The 21,527-nt window shown below is 70.2% G+C and carries 24 protein-coding genes, 1 tRNA gene and 1 pseudogene; 16 read left to right on the plus strand and 10 right to left on the minus strand.

From position 1 onward, the window contains the following. A pseudogene (locus tag M1L60_RS18955) lies at positions 1–144 on the plus strand (IS30 family transposase); the annotation flags it as partial. A gap of 145 nt (positions 145–289) precedes the next feature. On the opposite strand, the gene M1L60_RS18960 reads toward M1L60_RS18955, so the two are convergent. Next, a complete protein-coding gene (locus tag M1L60_RS18960; RefSeq protein ID WP_253238775.1) occupies positions 290–994 on the minus strand; it encodes a single-stranded DNA-binding protein in 705 nt (234 codons plus the stop codon). A 171-nt stretch (positions 995–1,165) separates the two neighbouring features. Here M1L60_RS18960 and M1L60_RS18965 point away from each other — a divergent pair, with 171 nt between their 5' ends. The 4 genes from M1L60_RS18965 to M1L60_RS48530 all read left to right on the plus strand — a co-directional run bounded on the left by M1L60_RS18965 (position 1,166) and on the right by M1L60_RS48530 (position 5,303). Beyond that, positions 1,166–2,158 (plus strand): alpha/beta hydrolase, encoded by a 993-nt coding sequence (locus M1L60_RS18965; RefSeq protein WP_253238776.1) that lies wholly within the window; start codon positions 1,166–1,168, stop codon positions 2,156–2,158. A gap of 33 nt (positions 2,159–2,191) precedes the next feature. Continuing rightward, on the plus strand, positions 2,192–4,387 hold the full coding sequence (locus M1L60_RS18970) for a tetratricopeptide repeat protein (protein ID WP_253238777.1): 2,196 nt from the start codon (positions 2,192–2,194) through the stop codon (positions 4,385–4,387). A 61-nt stretch (positions 4,388–4,448) separates the two neighbouring features. Next, positions 4,449–4,521, plus strand: a tRNA-Arg gene (locus tag M1L60_RS18975). Positions 4,522–4,937: 416 nt separating this feature from the next. Beyond that, positions 4,938–5,303, plus strand: coding sequence for a ClpX C4-type zinc finger protein (locus tag M1L60_RS48530; RefSeq protein ID WP_438862133.1), 366 nt, complete (start codon positions 4,938–4,940; stop codon positions 5,301–5,303). 14 nt (positions 5,304–5,317) lie between these two features. Here the strand turns inward: M1L60_RS48530 and M1L60_RS18985 are convergent, their stop codons facing one another. Further along, positions 5,318–5,548 carry a hypothetical protein gene (locus M1L60_RS18985; RefSeq protein ID WP_253238778.1) on the minus strand — a complete coding sequence of 77 codons (231 nt, stop codon included), beginning with the start codon at positions 5,546–5,548 and terminating at the stop codon, positions 5,318–5,320. A gap of 56 nt (positions 5,549–5,604) precedes the next feature. Here M1L60_RS18985 and M1L60_RS18990 point away from each other — a divergent pair, with 56 nt between their 5' ends. Further along, entirely contained in the window at positions 5,605–5,928 is a 324-nt protein-coding gene (locus tag M1L60_RS18990) for a PCC domain-containing protein (RefSeq protein WP_253238803.1), read from the plus strand. Here the strand turns inward: M1L60_RS18990 and M1L60_RS18995 are convergent. From M1L60_RS18995 to M1L60_RS19005, 3 genes are all read right to left on the minus strand, one after another. Then, positions 5,817–7,517 carry a hypothetical protein gene (locus M1L60_RS18995; RefSeq protein WP_253238779.1) on the minus strand — a complete coding sequence of 567 codons (1,701 nt, stop codon included), beginning with the start codon at positions 7,515–7,517 and terminating at the stop codon, positions 5,817–5,819. The genes M1L60_RS18990 and M1L60_RS18995 overlap by 112 nt on opposite strands. A gap of 17 nt (positions 7,518–7,534) precedes the next feature. Beyond that, the gene (locus M1L60_RS19000; protein ID WP_253238780.1) at positions 7,535–7,678 is read right to left on the minus strand and encodes a hypothetical protein; all 144 of its coding nucleotides are present in this window, start codon (positions 7,676–7,678) and stop codon (positions 7,535–7,537) included. Between the two features lie 72 nt (positions 7,679–7,750). Then, positions 7,751–7,954: a hypothetical protein gene (locus tag M1L60_RS19005; protein WP_253238781.1), complete on the minus strand. Its 204-nt coding sequence runs from the start codon at positions 7,952–7,954 to the stop codon at positions 7,751–7,753. Positions 7,955–8,120: 166 nt separating this feature from the next. Between M1L60_RS19005 and M1L60_RS19010 the strand changes: the two genes are divergently transcribed. The 5 genes from M1L60_RS19010 (at position 8,121) to ptsP (ending at position 13,132) form a co-directional block, all read left to right on the plus strand. Continuing rightward, positions 8,121–8,999, plus strand: coding sequence for a helix-turn-helix domain-containing protein (locus M1L60_RS19010; protein ID WP_253238782.1), 879 nt, complete (start codon positions 8,121–8,123; stop codon positions 8,997–8,999). Continuing rightward, positions 8,996–9,199: a DUF397 domain-containing protein gene (locus M1L60_RS19015; protein WP_253238783.1), complete on the plus strand. Its 204-nt coding sequence runs from the start codon at positions 8,996–8,998 to the stop codon at positions 9,197–9,199. The genes M1L60_RS19010 and M1L60_RS19015 overlap by 4 nt, the downstream gene beginning before the upstream one ends. Positions 9,200–9,276: 77 nt before the next feature. Further along, positions 9,277–10,278, plus strand: coding sequence for a dihydroxyacetone kinase subunit DhaK (gene dhaK, locus M1L60_RS19020; RefSeq protein WP_253238784.1), 1,002 nt, complete (start codon positions 9,277–9,279; stop codon positions 10,276–10,278). A gap of 2 nt (positions 10,279–10,280) precedes the next feature. Then, positions 10,281–10,874, plus strand: coding sequence for a dihydroxyacetone kinase subunit DhaL (gene dhaL / locus M1L60_RS19025; protein ID WP_253238785.1), 594 nt, complete (start codon positions 10,281–10,283; stop codon positions 10,872–10,874). After that, positions 10,874–13,132, plus strand: coding sequence for a phosphoenolpyruvate--protein phosphotransferase (ptsP, locus tag M1L60_RS19030; protein WP_253238786.1), 2,259 nt, complete (start codon positions 10,874–10,876; stop codon positions 13,130–13,132). Before dhaL ends, ptsP begins: the two co-directional genes overlap by 1 nt. On the opposite strand, the gene M1L60_RS19035 is transcribed toward ptsP, so the two are convergent. Together M1L60_RS19035 and M1L60_RS19040 are read right to left on the minus strand one after the other, a co-directional pair. Then, positions 13,107–13,568: an alpha/beta fold hydrolase gene (locus M1L60_RS19035; RefSeq protein WP_253238787.1), complete on the minus strand. Its 462-nt coding sequence runs from the start codon at positions 13,566–13,568 to the stop codon at positions 13,107–13,109. The genes ptsP and M1L60_RS19035 overlap by 26 nt on opposite strands. Positions 13,569–13,604: 36 nt before the next feature. After that, a complete protein-coding gene (locus tag M1L60_RS19040) occupies positions 13,605–14,396 on the minus strand; it encodes a hypothetical protein (protein WP_253238788.1) in 792 nt (263 codons plus the stop codon). A gap of 119 nt (positions 14,397–14,515) precedes the next feature. On the opposite strand from M1L60_RS19040, the gene M1L60_RS19045 reads away from it, so the two are divergent. Next, positions 14,516–14,986: a nitroreductase/quinone reductase family protein gene (locus M1L60_RS19045; protein WP_253238789.1), complete on the plus strand. Its 471-nt coding sequence runs from the start codon at positions 14,516–14,518 to the stop codon at positions 14,984–14,986. Here M1L60_RS19045 and M1L60_RS19050 read toward each other — a convergent pair. Then, a complete protein-coding gene (locus M1L60_RS19050; protein WP_253238790.1) occupies positions 14,916–15,701 on the minus strand; it encodes a helix-turn-helix domain-containing protein in 786 nt (261 codons plus the stop codon). The two genes, M1L60_RS19045 and M1L60_RS19050, sit on opposite strands and share 71 nt — an antisense overlap. Before the next feature lie 145 nt (positions 15,702–15,846). On the opposite strand from M1L60_RS19050, the gene M1L60_RS19055 reads away from it, so the two are divergent. Both M1L60_RS19055 and M1L60_RS19060 read left to right on the plus strand, forming a co-directional pair. Further along, positions 15,847–17,220: an MFS transporter gene (locus M1L60_RS19055; protein ID WP_253238791.1), complete on the plus strand. Its 1,374-nt coding sequence runs from the start codon at positions 15,847–15,849 to the stop codon at positions 17,218–17,220. Positions 17,221–17,261: 41 nt separating this feature from the next. Continuing rightward, the gene (locus tag M1L60_RS19060; protein ID WP_253238792.1) at positions 17,262–17,867 is read left to right on the plus strand and encodes an NADPH-dependent FMN reductase; all 606 of its coding nucleotides are present in this window, start codon (positions 17,262–17,264) and stop codon (positions 17,865–17,867) included. Positions 17,868–18,023: 156 nt separating this feature from the next. Here the strand turns inward: M1L60_RS19060 and M1L60_RS19065 are convergent, their stop codons facing one another. Further along, entirely contained in the window at positions 18,024–18,887 is an 864-nt protein-coding gene (locus tag M1L60_RS19065; protein WP_253238793.1) for a DMT family transporter, read from the minus strand. A gap of 41 nt (positions 18,888–18,928) precedes the next feature. Continuing rightward, positions 18,929–19,135 (minus strand): hypothetical protein, encoded by a 207-nt coding sequence (locus M1L60_RS19070; RefSeq protein WP_253238794.1) that lies wholly within the window; start codon positions 19,133–19,135, stop codon positions 18,929–18,931. Positions 19,136–19,210: 75 nt separating this feature from the next. On the opposite strand from M1L60_RS19070, the gene M1L60_RS19075 reads away from it, so the two are divergent. Together M1L60_RS19075 and serA are read left to right on the plus strand one after the other, a co-directional pair. Then, positions 19,211–20,128 carry a phosphotransferase family protein gene (locus tag M1L60_RS19075; RefSeq protein WP_253238795.1) on the plus strand — a complete coding sequence of 306 codons (918 nt, stop codon included), beginning with the start codon at positions 19,211–19,213 and terminating at the stop codon, positions 20,126–20,128. A gap of 156 nt (positions 20,129–20,284) precedes the next feature. Then, positions 20,285–21,502, plus strand: a complete 1,218-nt coding sequence (gene serA, locus M1L60_RS19080; protein ID WP_256516714.1) for a phosphoglycerate dehydrogenase — start codon at positions 20,285–20,287, stop codon at positions 21,500–21,502. Positions 21,503–21,527 lie beyond the last annotated feature (25 nt).

The following is a 21,527-nucleotide window of genomic DNA, read 5'->3' on the forward strand; positions in this document are numbered from 1 at the left end:
CGCTGGGACCGTGACGACCTCGACGCCGTCGCCGCGACCCTCAATACCCGACCACGAAAGACACTCGGCTGGAGAACGCCCGCCGAAGCCATGAACGAACTGCTACTGTCCACTCAAGGTAGTGATGTTGCGACGACCGGTTGAAACCGGGTTGCGCACGATCATCGCCTCCATCACCTCTCGGACCCCCGTGTCCGAAATCCGGCTCAGGGCGGGACGGGTCGATGGTGGGCTGCTGCCATGGCGTGCAGCAGCCCACCACCGAGGTCAGGCCGCCCGGCTCATCGGGTCAGGCGGCAACCGGCTCCTTACGGGATGTGCGGCGGGAGCGCCGGGCGGGGGCCGGGTCGGCGGCGGCGAGTTGTTCCACCTCGGCCGCGATCTCTTCGTCGGTCGGCGACTCGGCGGGCGTGTCGGCATCCGAGTCGCCCGTGGGGGCGTCGACTTCCGCCGATGACTCCGTGTCGTCCGCGGGGACGGTGGCGGCAGCGACGTCGAGGAACGTGGGGGCTTCCTCTTCGGGGAGGCCCTCGCCGAACACGACCGGGGCGTCGTCGAGCGGGACGGCCGCCGAGGGCTCGTCGCCGATGAAGATGGCGTCGTCGATCGCGGGCAGGGGCAGCGCCGTGCGGGAGTTGCGAGCGAACCGCGACCGGCCGCGGGCGAGGTCGTGGCCGATCGAGTACGCCTCCATCTCGTACGAGATGCGGTCGTTGCCCTCGCTGTCCTTCCAGTCGCGGGTGAACAGCCGGCCGTAGACGATCACGGGATCGCCCACGCCGATCGACGAGATCACGCCCTCGGCCAGCCGGCGCCACGCGGTCACCCGCACCCGCAGGCTGCGGCCGTCGACCCAGGTGCTGGTCTCGCGGTCGAACCGGCGCGCGGTGGACGCGACCCGGAAGTTGGCGACCATCGAACCGGACTGCTCGAGGCGCCGCCATTCCGGCGCCATCAGCACATTGCCCACGACGACGAGGTTGGTGTCGAACACAGGTGACCTCCAGTTGTGTTGCGGTGAGGTGGGCAGCTTGGCGCTCCGGGCGTACGGCCGGGGGATCTTCGGCCGCGGGCTGTGGACAACTCGTACGGCTGTGGATATCCGCCGCCCGGTTGTGGTTTCTGATACCGCGCGCGGGCGGGTACCGGTGGGTAGCCTGGGCGCGTGGAGATCGACGTTCTGGGACCGCCGTACGAGCGGCACACGATCGACCTGGGCCGCGACGACGAGGGCGAGGTGGTGGCCACGCTGGTGCGGCGGCGGGCCGACGGGCCCACGCGCCGGGCTGTGCTCTATGTACACGGGTTCGTCGACTATTTCTTCCAGACCCATCTGGCCGACTTTTTTGTCGAGCGGGGCTGGGATTTCTACGCGCTCGATCTGCACAAGTACGGCCGCAGCCTGCTCCCCCACCAGACGCCGAACTTCGCCCGCAGCCTCACCGAATACTTCCCCGAGCTCGACGAGGCGACCCGCATCATCCGCGAGCAGGACGGCCACGACCAACTGCTGGTGGCCGGTCATTCCACCGGCGGCCTGATCACGTCGTTGTGGGCGCACACGCGGCAGGGCCAGGGCATGGTCGACGGACTATTCCTGAACAGCCCGTTCTTCGATTTCAACGTGCCCTGGCTGATCAAACGGCCGATCATGGCCGCGATGATCGCGGCCACCCGTCGTACGCCCTATCGCAAAATTCCGATGGCCTCGCTCGGCCTATACGGGCAGAGCCTGCACGCCGAGCACCGTGGTGAGTGGACCTACGACCTGGCCTGGAAGCCGGTGCTGGGGTTCCCGGTCACGACGGGCTGGCTGGAGGCGATCCGCCGAGGTCAGCAGCGGTTGCGGGCCGGGCTGGGCATCGACGCGCCGGTGATGGTGGCCTGCTCGACCCGGACGTTCCGGGGCCGCGCCTGGCACGACGACTTGCACGTCTCGGACTCCGTACTGGATGTGGAACACATCGTGCGGTGGGCGCCGCGCCTCGGGCCGCGCGTCACGATCGCCCGTTTCGACGGCGGAATGCACGATCTCATGCTGTCCGGCCAGGACGTACGGACCGAGGTGTTCCGCGAATTGGGCCGCTGGACCGATGCTTTCCTGCCACCCGTGGGCACGCCTGAGATAAAGGTGCCGCCGGCGCCTGAGGGCGAATAGGTGCTGCCACCCGACCCGGACGGTTGCCGGTCCTTGGACGAATTGGCGGCGACCCTGCGCGCGTTGAAGACGTGGGCGGGCGATCCGACTTTCGACACCATCACGACGCGCGTCAATGCCCGGCGCCCGTCGACCGGTCGCGGAACCATCGCCGACTGTTTCCGCGACGGCCGCCGCCGGATCAACGCCGATCTGCTGCTGGCCGTGGTGGCCGCGCTGCACGACGACGCCGACTATCTGGCCCGCTGGCGCCGGTCGATCCGGGTCACGCTGGCCGAGAAGCAGGCCGCGGCCCAGGTCCGCGTGTCCGCCCGCCTGCCCGACGAGGCCGATCCGTTCGTCGGCCGCGAGCGGCAGCTGGCCGCCCTCGACCGGGCCACCGGCGTCTGCGTGATCACCGGGATGGCCGGTGTCGGGAAGACCCGGCTCGCGGTTCACGCTGGTCACCGGCGTACGCGGGGAACCTCGCTCTTCGTCGACCTGCGCGGCTTCCACCCCGACGAGGCCCAGCCGCCCGCCGACCCCGCCGCCGTGCTCGACGGCTTCCTGCGCGCGCTCGGCGTCCCGGCCCGGCAGATCCAGCACGATCTCGCGGCGCGCTCGGCCCTGTTCCGCGAGCAGATCGCCGGCCGCGAGGCGCTGGTGATCCTCGACAACGCCGCCGACGAGGAGCAGGTGCGCCCGCTCCTCTGCCCCGACGCGCTGACCGTGGTGACCTCGCGCCGCGACCTGGCCGACCTGGCCCCCACGACCCGGGTCGACCTCGACGTGCTGAGCTCGGCCGAGGCCGCGCGGCTGCTCGGGAACGACACCTCCGACGATCTCGAACGGGTCGCCCGGCGCTGCGGCTATCTGCCCCTGGCGCTGACCATCGTCGCTGGTCAGATGGCGGCCACGCCCGACTGGACGGTCGCCGACCACGCCGACCGCCTCGACGAGCGGCACCGCAACTTCCACCTCGACGACGGCGTGCAACTGGCGCTGCACCTCTCCGACCAGGGCCTGCCGCTTGCGCGACGCACACTGCTGCGCCGCCTGGCCGGCCATCCCGGGCAAGACTTCGACACGTACGCGGCGGCTGCGGTGCTCGACGACGATCTCGACGCGACCGCCGAACATCTGCGTCGCCTGACGGCGGAACACCTGGTGCAGCAACCGGTTCCGGGCCGCTTCGCGCTGCACGACCTGGTGCGGGCGTACGCGGCCGAACGCGCCGGCGAGGACGAACGTCCCACCGATCGACGGGCCGCTCAGACCCGGCTGTACGACCATTATCTGTACGCCGCGTCGGCCGCGATGGACGCCCTGCACCCCGCCGAGAAGCACCGCCGGCCCGCTCTGCCACCGGCCCGCGTACTGCTGCCTGATCTCGACGACCCCAAAGCTGCGCTGCAGTGGCTCGACACGGAACGCTCCACCCTGGTGGCCGTGTGCCTGGCCTCGCCGCCGCACGCCGTCCCGCTGGCCGCGACGATCTACACCTATTTGGACAACGGCGGCTACCCGGCCGACGCGATCACCGTGCACACGGCCGCCCGCGAAGCCGCCGTGGCCACGTCCGACCCGAGCGGCGAAGCCGGCGCCCTGATCAACCTGGGCGTCGTGTTCTGGCAGCTCGGCCGCAACGCCGAAGCCCGCGACCGGATGACCGAATCGCTGACCCTGTTCCGCACACTGGGTGACGCCCGCGGCGAGGCCAGAGCGCTGGGTAACCTCGGCGTGGTCTACAACGCGTTCCGCGACCACGCCGCCAGCGCCGACCATCACGCACAGGCACTGGCCAAGTTCGTCGAGATCGGCGACCAGGTGGGCGAGGCCAACACCCTGACCAACCTGGGCGACGTGTACGTCCGGATGAACCGCCTGACCGAAGCGGCCGACCACCACCGCCGCGCCCTCACCCTGTTCCGCACCCTCAACCACCGCGGCGGCGAGGCGACGGCCCTGACCAACCTCGGCGACGCCGACACCCGCCTGGGCAACCTGACCGAGGCCCTGGATTCCCTCGACCGCGCGGTAGCCATCTTCGGCGACCTGGGCGAACGGTACGGCCAGACCTGCGCCCTGAACGGCCGGGCCGAAGCCCTGACCGCGATGAACCGCCGCACCGAAGCCATCACGACGTACCGCCTGGCCCTCGACCTGGCCCGCCAGATCGACGACCCCGCCGAGCAGGAACGAGCCCGAACCGCCCTGGCCGCCCTGACTGTTGACGACCCGCCAACATAGGTCCGCTGGACGCCTATGGGTTACCCGCGCACCGCCCTCGGCAAGTTAAGCTGTGCCCCTCGCGCTCGTAGCTCAGCGGATAGAGCAACGGACTTCTAATCCGTCGGTCGCAGGTTCGAATCCTGCCGGGCGCGCTTGAGCCAGCCTGGGGCCCGAGCCCCAGACCCCACGCCGTGGGGGCAAGCCCCCCGGATCCCCCATCGCGGTGGTGCCGGCCGTTCACCAACGGTGTCTTTTGCAGGCCGTGCTCGGCGCCCGTTCGATACCTCGCCAGTCGGGCGTCCCGTTCGCCGGGCGATCGCATCGCGGGCTCGACAAACGACCTGTGCGGTGCGTGTCTGCGGCCGCGCCCCGCCGGCCGCCATGCTCACGCGCGGACCGCGATTACTCGCCGCACTAAGCATTGAGCCGCGACCTTCCAGTGAGCCCGGCGCGCGGGACTGCAGATCACTACGGGCGGAGGGATCGACAGCGATGGTTTGCGTCACGCAAGTTGTCAGGGTTGACCTGACGTTGTCAGGGTGAGCCTGGCACGGCTGAGGAGGATCGCATGACTGCTACGAATCCGTCTCGTGGGCTTTTGGAGCAGCGGTGCTCGTTCTGCGGCAAGTGGCCGCATGAGGTTGCGCAGTTGATCGCCGGGCCGGGACCGGTCATCTGCAACGAGTGTGTTGGTCTCTGCAATGAGATTCTCGCTGGGCGGAGTCCGGATGGGATTCCTTCCTGGGATGACCAGAACGATGAGGAACTCATCGCGACGATGGTGCGGATCTCGTCGTTGCGGCTTCAGGTTGACGAAGCCGTCGGCCGGGTTGCCCGCATCTTGCGCAAGCGTGGGGTGACGTGGGCGGCGATCGGGGGCGCACTCGGCATCACGCGGCAGTCGGCCTGGGAACGCTTCTCCGGCGAGGACTGACGGGAGGTCAGGCGCTACGACCAGTTGCGCATATGCCGGTCGACGACTTCCCGCACCATGCGCCGGGTGTCCGTGTAGCTCATGTCGCCGTAGCCTTCCGCGGCAAGAACCGCGTCGGTGAAACCGTCGACATCCGGCGGCGGGGTCTCCACGAGGCGCTGACTTTCGGCCAGTGGTAAGCAAAATCCTTTTCCGACGCAGAGGTCGTAGAGAAGCTGTTCGACTTCGGAGTTGCGTGCGCCCACGGGTTGAGCATGCCAGTCCTCGACACGGATAGGAGTTCCTTTTGTCGACCCATGTCGTGCAGGTCAACCAGGGTGAAGAAGTCCTGCGGACGGTTCAGGAGGAGGTTGGGCGGCTTGGACTCGGCGGCGCTGTAATCACGCTGATCGGGGCGGTCAGCGAGGCTGAGATCTCGGTCATGGCCAAGGGTGACGAGGGCGTTGACTACCTTCGTCGCTACTCGCAGCCGATGGAGCTTTCCGGGACTGGTGAGGTCGTCGAGGGGCAGGTTCATCTGCACGTGACGCTGGGTGGGGAGGACGTCACGGTGGCTGGGCATCTGCACCGGGCTGTGGTTGGGGGTTTCTTCGTGCGGGCCTGTCTGACTTCCGTCGACGCGTGATCGATCAGCTCGCACACCGTGCCGTTGAAGGTGGGGAGGCGGGTGGCTACGTCGGCCCAGTTGACCGCCACCCCGGTCAGGCGGCGGGTCAGTTCGGTGGTTACTGCTTCTCGGGCCAGGCGGATGCGGTTGTGCTGGGTGGCCGCTCGGGGGTGCAGGTCCGGATCTGGGGACCGGGGAGGGCGGTCGATCAGCATCCAGTCCAGGACGTCTCGGGCTGGGTGGGCCAGGGCCACGATGTCGGCGGGGGTCAGCGTGCCGTTCGTGATGGCTGGGACCACTCGGGTGAATGTGGGGCTGAGGTCGATTCGGTTCCACGGTAGGCGGCGTAGGGCTGTGCGGGCGGCGCCGTGATGGTGTTCGAAGAGCTCGGTCAGGTGGTGGTCGGCCAGGGCGTCCAGCAGGGCGGCGGGGAAGCCGGGGCGGTCGGCCAGGGCACGGACCACGCCGGACGGTAGGGGCCGAGCCCGGTGGGCCGCGGTCAGTTCGGGCCAGTCGGGTTCGGCGTCGTCGGGGAGGGTTGCGCACAGCACTGCCTCGGCCTGCAATGCGGTGCGGCAGCTGCGGAGTTCGGCGACCAGGTCGGTGGCCGGGTCGCGGTCGGCGGGGGCGTTTCCGCCCGTCCACTGAGGTGCGGGTCGTCGTTCTCCGCGCCGGGTCCAGCTGCCGTCCACGGGGCGTGACCAGACCAGGCGCCGGCGCAGGGCCAGCCGTTTCTCGGCCTGCAGGGTGATGTCGCCCTCCAGGATGGCTCCGCCGATGGCCGGCCACAGGGTCATGTGGTCGTGGTCGTCGTTCAGGCGGGGGCGCCACCAGCCGAACATGTATCGCGGTCGGGCTCCTGCTCGCAGCCCGCGCTGGACCAAGTCGGCGCCGGCCAACTGTTCCAGCGTTTCGTCGTCCCAGCTGTCGAGTATGGCGGCGATGACGGCGTCCGGGGCCTGGGCCAGCAGGTGCAGGTTGACCGTGAGCGGATCGGGAACGGTGTCGTCGAGTTTGCGTAGAAAGCCGCGCAGGGAACCGCGATGCGTGGGCAGGTTGGCCGCCGCGGCCAGCCACCGGGACGGGGAGCGGCCGAGCGCGGGGCGCACCTGTCGGCCTACCGCCGGCCAGAAAAGTCCCGGTCTGGCCCGTACGAGAAGGTCGAAGCGGGTCGTGGCGGTGATCATCTCGTCGACGCTGACCGAGGTGGTGACCTCGCCGAAGAAGGTGGGGCGGACCTCGCCGATGCGGGCCAGGGCGGCGAACACCACCTCGCGGGGGACGGCTTCCTGGCGCGGCGGTGAGCTGGGGGCGCGACCGCGGGTCAGGGCCACGTCGAAGGGGGTCGTCCGCAGCAGCTCGGCGGGGCAGTCGCCGCGGCCGGCCACGGCTCGTAACGCGATCCGCTCGAACGGCTCGGCGTGGTGTGCGGCCAGGATCGCCGGCCAGTCGAGCGCCGGGGGCTCGGCCAGCACTTGATCGGCTTCGAGCACCGACCGGGCGGCCCGCAAGGCTTCGACAGGAGAGGCCGCCGCGACGAAAACAGGAGGCGCAACAGAGGGAAGGGGGCCGTCCACCAGAGCCCGCATGCGGTCGACGATCTTCATCGGTGAAGTGTGCCCGATTACGTATGGCGCACGGCTTCTTGCGCAATCAAGAGAATGCGGGCCACGATGGCGTTCTGGAAGACGAGAACGGCACCCGGTTGCCGCCGGATGCCGTTGTTTCGACCGTCTTGCTTCAACTTCCGCCCTTTGTTGCTCTCCATCAGTACAACATGCCTGCGGTCAGCACGCCACCCATCAAACTGCCACGTTGCAGATTGCGTACAAGCCGATGCTCACCGCGGGTGCCGCCACGGGCGCTGAGCCAGGTGGAAGATGACGTCTTCGAGGTCCTCCTCGGCGATTCCCAGCACGATGGCGGCGCGCTCGTCGTTGTAGCTGATCCGCACCACGTCCAGCAGAAAGTCGCTGATATCGACCTGGACATCCGTGTCGTGCGGCTGGGCTTCGAGGGCCTTGATCAACTCGTCTCGCCGCATCAGTGTCCCTTGCGGTAGATAAACGACTTATAGGCGATCGTCGCTGTAAGGGCTTCTCCGCGCAATGGTTACGCGGCACAATCGCACAAGACGAGACGTTCGGGCCACGGTGGTTACGCGACGCGCGGCCGGAGGGTTACGCCACGGCTTCGGAGGTGGTTACGCGGTGAGCTCCGACCACGGTGGATCATCGGTGCCCCGGCGGCAGCTGGGCCGCCGGCTGCGCGAACTGCGCGAGAGTGCCAGCCTCACTGTGGCCCAGGTGGTGACCGCGCTCGAGTGGTCGAAGCCCCGGCTGTGGCGCTACGAGACCGGCCAGGTGCCGATACATCCGAACGACGTCGAGACCATGTGCCGGCTGTACGGGGCCGGGCCCGAGCTCACCGACGCGCTGCGCGAGCTGGCCCGGCAGTCGAAGGCCAAGGGCTGGTGGCACGCGTACGCCGACATCCCCGAGTGGTTCCAGCTGTTCCTGGGCATGGAGCAGGCCGCGTCCCGCCTGCGCCAGTACGAGGCCGAGGTCATCCCGGGGCTGGTGCAGTCACCGGCGTACGCCCGGGCCATCACCACCCTCGGGCCGCGGGAACTGCCGCCGGCGGCGGTCGAGCAGCGCACGGCCATGCGGATGCAGCGACAGCAGATCCTGACCCGGCGCGAGCCGCGGGCGCCCGAACTCGAGATCATTCTGAGCGAGTCGGCGCTGGTGCGCGGGTTCGGTGCCGAGATCATGGCCGATCAGCTGACCGCGCTGCTGGCGTTCACGGAACGGCCGAACGTATCGATTCGGGTCATTCCGTTCAGCGCCGGGCCGCACGTCGCCTATCAGGGGCCGTTCGTGATTCTCGACTTCCCGCGCGAGACGCAGGTGCGCGACCCGGAGCCGACGACCATCTATCAGGAGTCGCCCACCGGCAGCCTCTACCTCGACAAGCCGAGCGAGGTCGAAACGTACTCGGCCGTCTGGTCCGGACTCGATACCGTAGCCCTCGACCAGGCAACATCGAGAAAGCTGATCACACACAGACTTGAGGGGTGGTCTCCGTGACACGTGACCTTGACGGCGCACGCTGGCGCAAGGCCTCCCGCAGCGGCCAGACCGGCAACTGCGTCGAGGTGGCGACGAACCTTCCCGATGTCGTGCCCGTGCGGGACACCAAGGACCGCGAGGGCGGCACCCTGACCTTCACCCCGGACGCGTGGCGCGACTTCCTGGCCGGGGTCAAGGACGGCGAGTTCGACCTCTGAGCAACAGTCTCGAAACGGAGCGATCAGCGGCGTAGCTTGGGGTTGGCAGATGGTCACCAGCGGTGAGGAGCCACCCCATGAAGAAGCTCATCAACGATCCCGCCAATGTCATCAGTGACGCGCTCCTCGGTTTTGCCGCGGCCCACCCCGAGCTGCGCGTCGATCACGAGAACCGCATCGTCGTGCGCGGGGACGCCCCGGTGCGGGGCAAGGTCGGCCTGGTTTCGGGGGGCGGTTCGGGGCACGAGCCGTTGCACGCGGGGTTCGTGGGGCCGGGCATGCTCGACGCGGCCTGCGCGGGCGAGATCTTCACGTCGCCCGTGCCCGACCAGATGGTCGCGGCGACCCAGGCCGTCGACGGCGGCGCGGGCGTCCTGCACATCGTCAAGAACTACACCGGCGACATCATGAACTTCGAGCTGGCGGCCGAGATGGTCGCGGCCGACAGCGGCACCCAGGTCGTCTCGGTGGTCATCGACGACGACGTCGCGGTGCAGGACAGCCTGTACACGGCCGGGCGGCGCGGGGTCGGCGCCACGGTGCTGGTCGAGAAGATCGCCGGGGCCGCGGCCGAGGAGGGCCGCTCGCTGGGTGAGGTGGCCGACGTGGCGCGCAAGGTCAACTCGTACGCGCGAAGCATGGGTCTGGCTCTGACCAGTTGCACCGTGCCGGCCGCCGGGAAGCCGACGTTCGACCTGCCCGAGACGGAGATGGAGGTCGGCATCGGCATCCACGGCGAGCCGGGCCGGCGCCGGGTGCCGGTCGCGCCGGCCGACGAGATCGCCGAGATGCTGGTCGGGCCGATCCTGAGCGACCTCGACTTCACCGGGGGCGACGGGGTGATCGCTTTCGTCAACGGCATGGGGGCGACGCCGCTGATCGAGCTGTACCTGATGTTCAACGAGGTCACCCAGATCCTGGCCAAGGCCGGCATCCCGGTCGCGCGGTCGCTCGTGGGTCCGTACATCACGAGCCTCGACATGGCCGGGTGCTCGGTCACGCTGCTCAAGGCCGACGACGAACTGCTGCGATTGTGGGACGCGCCGGTCAACACGCCGGCCCTGCGGCGCGGGGTCTGAGCGTGGACACCGAGGCGCTGACCGCGTGGATCCGGGAGTTCGCCCGCCTGATCGCCGCGAACAAGGACGAACTGACCGCGCTCGACTCGGCGATCGGCGACGGCGACCACGGCACGAACATGGACCGTGGCCTCACCGCCGTGGTGTCCGTGCTGGACGCCGAGCCCCAGGAGACCCCGTCGGCGCTGTTCAAGAAGGTCGGCATGACGCTGATCAGCAAGGTCGGCGGGGCGAGCGGGCCGCTCTACGGCACGGCGTTCCTGCGGATGGCCGCGGCCGCCGGTGACGAGGTCGACCTGGCCAAGGTGCTGCGGGCGGCGCTGGACGGCGTGATCGCCCGGGGCAAGGCCGAACCCGGCGACAAGACCATGATCGACGCGCTCGCCCCGGCCGTCGACGCGTTGGCGGCCGGTCAGAGCATCCAGGCGGCCGCCGATGCCGCCGCGAAGGGACGGGACGCCACGATTCCGCTCGTCGCGCGCAAGGGCCGGGCCAGCTACCTCGGCGAACGCAGCGCCGGGCACGCCGACCCGGGTGCCACCTCGGTGACGCTGTTGCTCACGGCGGCCGCCACCACCCTCGGAGGCAAAGCCTGATGGTCGGCCTGGTGGTGGTGTGCCACAGCCGCCCCCTGGCCCGGGCCGCGGTTGCCCTGGCGTCCGAGATGACGCAGGGGCAGCCCCTGTCCGTCGAGGTCGCGGCCGGTCTCGACGACACGACGTTCGGCACCGACGCGGTCGCGATCAGCGAGGCCATCGCGGCCGCCGACAACGGTGACGGCGTGGTCGTGCTGATGGATCTCGGTAGCGCCGTGCTCTCGGCCGAGTTGGCGCTCGAGATGGTCGACGAGCCGGATCGCGTCATTCTTACGCCGGCGCCGCTGGTCGAGGGCTTGATCGCCGCGGCCGTGGCGGCCGCCTCGGGCGCCGATCGGCATGAGGTGGCCGAGGAAGCGGCGAATGGCCTGGCCGGCAAAATATCCCATTTAGACGGAGCCGCTGCGTCGGACAAATCGGACGCGGATGGAGCCACCCGATTCACGATCCACAACCCGCACGGTCTGCACGCCCGCCCCGCCGCGCGCCTGGTCACCACCGTCCGCGGCTTCGACGCCCGGGTCGAGCTGCGCAACGCCACCACCGGCGGCGGCTGGGTGCCGGCGTCCAGCCTGACCCGGGTGGCCACCCTCGGCGCTTTGCAGAACCATGAATTAGACGTACGAGGCGAGGGTCGCGACGCGGCCGAGGCGGTGCGCGCAGTGGTCGCGCTGAGCGCCTCTTGTTTCGGTGAGACAACCGCAGACGAGGCCGATCGCCGTCATCCCGGTGCGGCGTCGCCCGGCATCGGCATCGGCCCCGCGCTGCGCTTCCACGAAAGCCCTCTTACTCTCCCGGACGTGCCGTCCCGAGGCGCCGCGCATGAGTGGGGCCGACTCCAGAACGCGCTCGCCGACGTCCGCCGCGACCTGAGCCGCCTGCACAGCCCCATCTTCGACGCCCACTTGCTGCTTCTCGACGACGACGACCTGCTGGCCGACGTCCGGGCCCGGCTCGACCGCGACGAACCCGCACCGCAGGCCTGGTCCGCGGCCACCGCACTGATCGCTGCCCGCTTCGACGAGCTGACCGACCCGTACCTGCAAGCCCGCGCCGCCGACGTGCGCGCGGTCGCCCACCAGGTGCTGCGCGCCCTGCTCGAGCTCCCGGCCCCCACCGTCGACGGCGACGGCGTACTGCTGGCCGCCGACCTAACCCCCGCCGAGGCGGCCGCCCTCGAGCCGAAGCGCATCGCCGGCGTCGTCCTGGCCTCCGGCAGCCCGACCTCGCACGCCGCCATCCTCACCCGCACCCGCGGCATCCCGGCCGTCGTCGGCGCCGGCCCGCACATCCTCGACATCCCCGACGGCACGCTGATCGCCCTCGACGGCGGCACCGGCGAGGTGGTGGCCGACCCGTCCGATCCGGTCCTCGCCACATTCCGCGAACGGGCCGAAAAGCAGCACGTACGCCGGAACGAAGCCCACGCTCGAGCCGCCGACCCGGCCGTGACCGCCGCCGGCGTCCGGATCGAGGTCGGCGCCAACCTCGGCTCGGTCGAGGATGCCCGCACCGCCGCCGTCAACGGCGCCGACCTGGCCGGACTCGTCCGCACCGAGTTCCTCTTCCTCGACCGGACCGAGGCCCCCACCACCGACGAGCAGGTCGCCGTCTACCGCGAGATCGCCGAGGCGCTGGGCGGCCGCCGCATCACGCTGCGCACGCTCGACGCCGGCAGCGACAAGCCCCTGCCCTATCTGCCCCCGCCGGCCGAGGCCAACCCGTTCCTCGGGGTGCGCGGCCTGCGGCACTCGCTGGCCCATCCGGCCCTGTTCGCCGAGCAGTTGCGGGCGATCGTCCAGGTCGCCCGGGAGACGCCGATGAGCGTCATGTTCCCGATGGTGACCACTGTGGACGAGCTCAAGCAGGCCCGCGAGATGCTGGCCGAGGCCGGCGACGCCCCCGGGCTGCAGGTCGGCATGATGGTCGAGGTGCCGGCGGCGGCCCTGCGGGCGGCCGAGTTCGTGCCGTACGTCGACTTCTTCAGCATCGGCACGAACGACCTGACGCAATACACATTGGCCGCCGAGCGCGGCAACCCCGACCTGCTGTCGCTGACCGCCGGCCTCGACCCGGCCGTGGCCGACCTCATCGACCACGTCTGCCGGGCCGCCGGCGACCGGGTGCTGGTCGCCGTGTGCGGCGAACTCGCCGGTGACGATGCGGTCGTCCCCCGGCTGCTCACTGCCGGCGTACGGGAATTGAGTGTTGCCCCTGGCCTGGTGCCCCTGGTCAAGCAGGCAGTGCGCGCGCACTGAAGAACCGCCGGATGTCGGCGGCCAGTTCGGCCGGCACCTCCATGGCCGCGAAATGGCCGCCGCGCTCGAACTCCGTCCAGTGCCGGATGTCGTAGAGGCGCTCGGCCAGCGGCCGCACCGAATGCGTGATGTCGTACGGAAACACGGCCACGCCGACCGGAACCGGGCACGGCTCGACGCCCCGCGGCGTCTCGCGGGCGAGGCGGGCCGAGGACGCGGCGGTGCCGGTCAGCCAATAGAGCGAGACGTCGGTGAGCAGCCGTTCGTCGTCGACCGGGGACCGGGGGTCGACCCACTGCGCGAACCGCTCCGGCCGCCGGGTCGGGCCGCGTCGGCAGATAGTTGACGTGCACGCCGACGACCGTCCGGGCGGTGGCCCGCGCCCACGGCGGCGAGGCCCGGGCCGATGCCGCGACGAGGGCGGCCTGATCGTCACGGTCACGCTGCCGCGCGCTGTGACGCCTTTTGAGGGTCAGTCCGGTTCCATCTCGCCACCGTTGCGATAGTTGGCGAAGAACGAGCCGTCGACCTCGCGTACGGAAGTCCGCTCGAACAGAGGCGACAAATCGGGCCCTGGGTAGCTCGGCTTGATCGTCATCGCGACGCCGTCCTTACCGGGCAGACAGATGATCAGCGTGGAGCCGCTGGTCTCCCGCTCGGTGGTCCCGTTCCGGCAACGCGGGTTCTCCCGGATGACCGCGTCGACGTAGTGGGTGACGTCCCGCCCGTCCGGCCTGAGCGTCATCGACACGGTGTATCGCCCGGCCCAGGTGCGGTCGACGTGATACCCGGGCAACTCCGGCGCGTACAGCGGAAGCCCCACCGCCTCGAACTTGTGCGCCCGCCACCGATGCTGACACGCCCACGTCAGCAGGACCGCACCCACCAGCACGAGCGCGACCCCCGCAAGGGCTGCCCGTCTCTTCTCGAGCAGAGTGTGCACACCGATCGCGGCCGCGCCCCAGATCGCCACCGCTTCGATGTTGTCCCGCTCGAGCCCCGTCACCAGCGGCAGGACCGCCGCCGGAACCAGGATCAACGGCACCACCACGTGTCCCCGCGCCCACCCCGGCTGCCGCCTGATCACCGCGATGACCGCCGCCGCCCCGACCGACCCGAACAGCGCCCCCACCAGCCCGAGCGAGACATCCTGATCGGCATAGTCCGGCACCTGATATCTACTGAGCGCCGCGAACACCAGCCCCAACGCAGCCACCGTGACAGCCCCGCAGACCAGCCCGCCCCGCGCCCCATCGACCGCCATGAGCCGATCCTCGCAACGCCCGGCAAGTGCCCCTGACACCCGTACCACTGGTATCTGGCCGACCGGCCCCGGAAATCGTTCACTGGCTCACGAGTACCCCTTGAGCTTGGAGAAACGCCGTGAGCAACTCGATTGATCCGATGATCGAAGAATTCCGGCGGACCGGCGGCACCGTGCCGCGGTTCGGCCGCAACCTGGTGCTGATGCACGGTGTCGGCGCCCGGTCCGGCCGACCTCGCACGAACGCGGCTCGCGGCATCCGCTTCCGGGTTGGCTGGGTAGTAGCGGCGACCGCAGGTGGTCAGTCGTTCGATCCGGCATGGGCACACAACCTGCGCGCGCATCCCGACATCACGCTTGAGGTTCCGCGGCCCGGCTCAGGGATCGAGACTTTGCCGGTGCGCACGACCGAACTCGCGGAACCCGACCGCAGCGCCGCCTGGCAGCTGTTCCTGGCCGCTTCGCCGAACTTCGCCCGCTTCGAGATGATCACCGACCGGGTCTTTCCCATCTTTTACTTCACCCGCCGCGAACAGGATGAGCACTGGGTAGGAACACCAGGTGCTGATCCCGTTCCGGGATGTCGGTGACCTCGCAGGTGACGGCGTTCTGCCGGATCTGCACCTCAGTGACGTCGAGGGCGGTGTCCCGCAGGAAGCCGACCGGCTCCTCCTGCCACATCTGCTCGAAGCGTTCGCTGCGGGTGCGCAGCTCGTCGACCAGTTCCCGGGTGCCGTCGTCGTCGGGATAACGCGCACGGGCGCTGCGCAGCCGGGCCGCGGCGAACCTCGACAGGGCGGCCAGGCCGGTTGAACCCCAGACGTCGTCGTCCGCCTCCGGCAGGAAATGGCGACGGGCCAGATTGCGGCGGGGCGGGTCGCCCGCCGCGAAGTTCTCCAGGAGCTCGATCGAGGCGCGGTTCTGCCCGATCACATCGAGCCGGGCGCTGCACACCAGCACAGGAACCGGCAGGCTCTCGACGAGCCGGAGCGTACGCCCGCTGACCTGCACATTCGGCGCGACGGGACGTGGCGGCGCCTGCTCAGCGAGGTCGAACAGATGCTGCGTCTCGCCGGCGCTCAACCGCAGCACCCGCGCGATCGCGGCCAGCACGTCGGCCGACGGCCGTGAGCCCCGGCCCTGCTCGATCTGCGTGTAGTGGATCTCGGAGATGTTGGCCAGTTCGGCCACCTCCGACCTGCGGACGCCCGGGGTCCGGCGGTGCCGGAACGGAAGACCCAACTCGGTGGGGTCTGTGTGCTCGCGCCGGAATCGTAGGAAGTAGCCAAGCGCTTCGCGTTGCATGACCGAATCGTGCCACGGGTGAATGTCGCGCGGGGCCGAGCGGGCTCACCTGGGGCATACCGGCCGTATCTGCCTGTTCAGGTCTTCAACACATTGACTGAAGACACCACTTTTCGCCCCTACGAACGGCAAAGGATGACCTCGCATGTCCGGAGTCACCGCGCTTCCCCGGCCTGCCAGCGGCGTGGCCAAGCTTCATCCGCAGGCCGCCTTGGCGGTTCTGGCGACCGCCCAGTTCCTCATCGTCTTCAACGGCACCAGTGCCAATCTGGCCCTGCCCGACGCGATTGCTGACCTGGGCCTGTCCGAAGGCCTGGCCGTGTGGGTGGTTTCCGGCTACCTACTCACGTTCGGCGGGCTGCTCCTGCTGGCCGGCCGGCTCGGGGACATCGCCGGGCGCCGACGGCTGCTCCTGGCCGCGCTCGTCATTTTCGGCCTCGGCGCCACCGTCGCGGGCCTCGCCCCGAACGGGACCGTCCTCGTCGTCGCCCGGGTCGTCCAGGGCATCGGTGCCGCCGGCGTCGGGCCCAGCGTGCTCGGGCTGCTGATGGCCGTCTTCACCGACCCACAGGAGCGCCGGCGCGCGCTCGGGGTGTGGGGTGCGGTCGCGAGCGGCGGGGCCGCCCTGGGGGTGCTCGGCGGGGGTGCCCTGACGACCTGGTTCGACTGGCGGGCCGTCCTGCTGATCAACGCGCCGTTCGTCGCCGTTCTGGTGGTCGGCATCCCGGCCACGGTCAATCCCGTACCGAGGGTGAAGGGAACCCACGCCAGCGTCACCGGGGCCGTCCTGTCGGTGGCCGGCATCGGTTCCCTCGTGGCCGGACTCACCGTCGGCGGTGAAATCGGCTGGACGTCGGCGACCACGCTGTTCCTATTCGCTGCCGGAATTGTCGTGCTGGCAATGTTCGGTCTGCTCGAACGCGTGTCCGCGCACCCGTTCCTGCCGGTCGACCTGCTCACTCGCGCGTCCTCGGCCGGTGGCCTGACAGCCATGCTCGCGGCGGCGGTGGCGATGTTCCCGGTCATGTTCATCGCCTCAGTTCTGCTGCAATCCCGGTTGGGCTTCTCACCCGTCGCCGCCGGGCTGATGATGCTGCCCATCTCGCTCGCGACGATCGGCGGCTCACTGCTGGCACCCCGGATGATCCCGCGTCTCGGGCCGGTCCGGCCCTTGCTCGTCGGACTGGTCGTAGTCGCGGTCGGGACAGGGGCCTTCGCGATCGCGGTGGCCTACGGCGTTCCTCTCGGCGCCTTCGTTCCCGCCACCATCGTGTTCGGGGCCGGCATGGGCCTGTCGATCACCGGCGCGATCACGCTCGCTCTCTCTGGCGCGACACCGGCCGAGGCGGGCGCGGCCAGCGGCCTGCTCCAGACCGGCCAACAACTCGGCGGCGCGGTCGGCCTGGCCGCGATCACCACGATCTCGGCCGGCGCCGGCTACGCGGTGGGCCTAGGCATCGCCGCCGCCGTCGTGGTGGCCGGGATCCTCCTCGTCGCCCTCCGTCTGCACCGCCCCTGACCTGCTCCCGGCCCGCACTGCCTTTGAAAAGGAAGACTGCAATGAATCAACCACCGCTCGTCGCCGTCGTCGTCGGCAGCACCCGCCCGCACCGGATCAGCCTCGACGTCGCCCAGTGGGCGCGGGCTGTGATCGCCGACGGCAGCCGGCTCCGCTACGAAATCGTCGATCTCGCCGAGGTGGGCCTGCCCCTGCTCGACGAACCGGCTCCGGCTGCGTTCGGGCACTACGCCAACGAGCACACGAAGCGGTGGAGTGCCGTGGTCACCCGATTCGACGCATTCCTCTTCGTCTATCCGCAATACAATTGGGGGTACCCGGGCGTCCTGAAGAACGCGCTTGACTTCCTGTATCACGAGTGGCACGGGAAGCCGGCGAGCCTGCTGACATGGAGCGTCACCGGCGGGGCGCGCGGAGCCGCACAACTGCGGCAGGTGTTTCAGGGCCTGCGTATGAAACCGATGCGTACGTACATCGAAGCCCCACTGACCGAGGCCGACGTCGACGCCACCGGCCGGCTCCGCAACACCGAGACCACCTTCGGCCCGACCCGCCCCCATCTGCGCCAACTCGACGACGAGTTCAGCCGGCTGCTCCTGCCGGCACCCTCCGGAACCGGCCGGGCCGCCCACCCCGCCACAACCTGACCGCCGCAGCGCTCCGGGATGGACCGAGCACCAAGCGGCATCGGACTCCACCACCGGCACGGCCCAGCGCGGCCGGTTTTCTCATCGCCACGTCGGCCGGCCCCAATCCCAGAGCCGCATGAGAGCGCGAACCGGGACGCGGCGGCGCAGTTGTGGTCAGGCGGTGATGTCGGCGCGGGTGGCCGGGTCGGTGGAACCGTCCGATGAGGAGCGGGTCTCGGCGTGGCGGGCCAGGCCGATCACGCCCAGGGTCATGATGACGGCGGCGAAGGCGATGACGAGCAGGCCGGGCAGGCCGAAGCGGAAGCCCTCGCCGAAGACGACGACGCCGACGATCGCGGCCACGATCGGGTTGGAGACGCTGACCGTGGCCAGCGGGGCCGCCATGCCCGCCCGGCCGTAGGAGAGCTGGCTCAGCAGGTAGCCGCCGGTGGCGAAGACCAGCACGGCGATGGCGCCGACCGGCGACACCGTGCGGACGCCGCCGTCGGTGACCGCGGCCAGCACGGCCTTGGACAGCACCGAGGAGATGCCGAAGGCCGTGCCGGCCGCCGCCGCCAACAGCACCGACCGGACCCGGGGGCCGCCCGACCAGGCCCCGAGCGCCAGCACCGCCACCGCGCCGAGGGTGATCAGCGCGAGGTAGCGGTCGCCGGGCTCGCCGAGTTGGCGCGGGCTGTCAGCCTCGACCGAGAGCGACAGGATCAGCGCGAGGCCGACCACGGTGAGCAGCGCGTCGATCCAGGCGGCGCGGCCGATGGGCGTGTGCAGGCGGACGGCAGCGATCGGCAGTGCGAAGAGCAGGGTCAGCGTGCCCAGCGCCTGCACCACCGCGACCGTGCCGAAGTTGAGGGCGACCACGTGCAGCGCGACACCACCGCCGGTGAGCAGCAGGGCCACCGCCCACCGCGACCACCCGCGCTGGCCGTGCTCGGCCAGGCGTTCCTGGGCCACCGCCGCGACCGCGTAGCTCGCCGCGGAGAGGACCGAGAACGCGACCGCCCACCCCAGCGACCCCATCTGCACCCCCGGCCCCCCATTTTGCCAGACCGGGGAAGGGCTCAGCCCGTGTCGCGGCTCACCCGGGCCCGCCGGCGGACCTCGGCCAGCCGGGCGGCGTTGCGGTCGATCAGGCCGTGGGCGCGGCGACGGGCGAACTCTTGCCGCTCGGCCCGGCGGGCCTCGCGGCGGCGGGCGGCTTGTTCGACGGCGACCCGGAAGCGCTCGTCCCAGGTGTCTGGCTCGTTCCAGTTGCTTCTCGGCGACATGAAGGCATTCTTCCGCGGGGGTACGACACAAAATCCCCTTCGCGCAGGGCGCGGACGGCTGTCACGATCAACCTCATGGTGCCGGCGGCGGGAACGAGGATCGGGTGGGCCGATCTGCCCATCGGCGTGCGCGAACAGATCGAGGGGATCATCGGCGGCCGGGTCGTCGAGGCCGTCTCCCAGGCCGGCGGGTTCTCCCCCGGCACGGCCGACCGGGTGCTCACCGGTGACGGCCGGCGCGCGTTCGTCAAGGCGGTCACGCCGGCCCTCAACGAGCGCTCGGCCGAACTGGCCCGGCAAGAGACCCGGATCACCGCCGCCCTGCCCGGCCACGTGCCGGCGCCGCGGGTGCTGGGCTCGTTCGACGACGGCGACTGGGTCGTGCTCGTGCTCGAGGACGTCGACGGCACCCACCCGCGTACGCCGTGGGTCGAGACCGAGATCGACGCCGCCGTGACCGCCCTCGCCCAGCTCGCCGACGCGCTCACGCCGGCCCCGCTGGCCGTTCCGGCCGTGACCGAGGTGCTCACCGAGGGCTTCGCGGGCTGGCAGCGGCTGGCCGCCGACCCGCCGGCCGACCTCGACCCCTGGGCCGCCGGCCACCTGCCCGAGCTGATCGCGGCGGCCGAGCTCGGGCTCGCCGCCTCCGACACCGGCGACACCCTCGCCCACTGCGACATCCGGGCCGACAACATGCTCGTCCGCCCCGACGGCCGGCTGGTGATCGTCGACTGGCCGTGGGGCGCCACCGCGCCCGTCTGGTTCGACCGGGTGCTGCTCGCGCTCAACATCACCGTGCACGGCGGTGATCCCGAACGGGTGATCGCGGGCCTCGACCGGAGGATCGTGACTGACGTCTTCGCCGGGTTCGCCGGGTTCTTCCGCGACATCTCCCGCCTGCCGCCACCCCCGGGGCTGCCGAGCGTCCGGGCCTTCCAGCGGTGGCAGGCCGATGAGCTCCTGCCCTGGTTGCGGCGCGAACTGGGCTCCTGAACCCGAACGAGATCAACTCCGTAGTCAAGCCCACCCGGGCAACAGGTGGGAGGTCGAGCACACCGATCAGGGGCGGGCAGTCCAGGGCACTAGTCTGGGTAGTCGGGCTTCGGCGTGGCGGCCCGGGCAGGCCAGCAATCTCACACGGAACGGAAAATGATGACCGACCAGGCCAAGGTGCGAGTCCTTCTGTTGGAGAGCATCCATCCCGACGCGGTGTCCCGGCTCGAGTCGGCCGGATACGAGGTCGAGTCCGTCCGCAACGCCCTCGACGAGTCCGAGTTGATCGAGCGAATCCGCGGCGTCCACCTGCTCGGCATCCGCTCGAAGACCAAGGTCACGGCCAAGGCGCTCGAGGCCGCCGACAGCCTGCTGGCGATCGGCGCGTTCTGCATCGGCACCGACCAGATCGACCTGACCGCGGCCTCGGCCAACGGCATCGCCGTGTTCAACGCGCCGTTCTCCAACACCCGGTCCGTCGTCGAGCTGGCCATCGCCGAAATCATCTCGATGACCCGCCGGCTGACCGAGAAGAACGCGCTCATGCACGCGGGCGTCTGGGACAAGTCGGCCGACGGCGCCCACGAGATCCGGGGCCGGCGTCTCGGCATCATCGGGTACGGCAACATCGGCACGCAGCTGTCGGTGCTGGCCGAGAACCTCGGCATGTACGTATCGTTCTACGACACCGCCGACAAGCTCGCGCTGAGCAACGCCCACCGCTGCGCCACCATCGAAGAGCTGCTCGAGACGAGCGACATCGTCACCATCCACGTCGACGGCCGCCCCGGCAACGCCGGCTTCTTCGGCACCGAGCAGTTCAAGCGGATGCGCCCGGGCGCCCTGTTCCTCAACCTGTCGCGCGGCATCGTGGTCGACCACGTCGCGCTGCGTGAGGCGCTCGAGAGCGGCCACCTGGCCGGCGCCGCCGTCGACGTCTTCCCGACCGAACCCAAGGGCCGCGGCGACGAGTTCGTCTCCGAGCTGCGCGGCCTGCCCAACGTCATCCTCACCCCGCACATCGGCGGCTCGACCGAAGAGGCGCAGTCCGACATCGGCGGATTTGTCGCCAACAAGCTGGCCTCGTTCCTCGACGAGGGCAACACCACGCTCAGCGTCAACCTGCCCGGTGTCGGACTGGTCGAGCAGGCCGGCCAGAGCCGCATCGGCCACGTGCACATCAACACCCCGGGCGTGCTGGCCCAGGTCAACAGCATCCTGGCCGAGCACAAGGTCAATGTGGAGGGTCAGCTGCTGAGCACCCGCGGCGAGTACGGCTACCTGATCACCGACATCAGCGGCGGCTTCAGCGACGAGGTGCTGGAACGGCTGCGCGCGATGGAACAGACCGTCCGCCTGCGCGTGCTTTCCTGATTTCCCGTACGAAGTAAAGGAGCGC

Origin of the sequence: Paractinoplanes aksuensis (genome assembly GCF_024137025.1) — a bacterium.
GTDB classification, from domain to species: domain Bacteria; phylum Actinomycetota; class Actinomycetes; order Mycobacteriales; family Micromonosporaceae; genus Actinoplanes; species Actinoplanes aksuensis.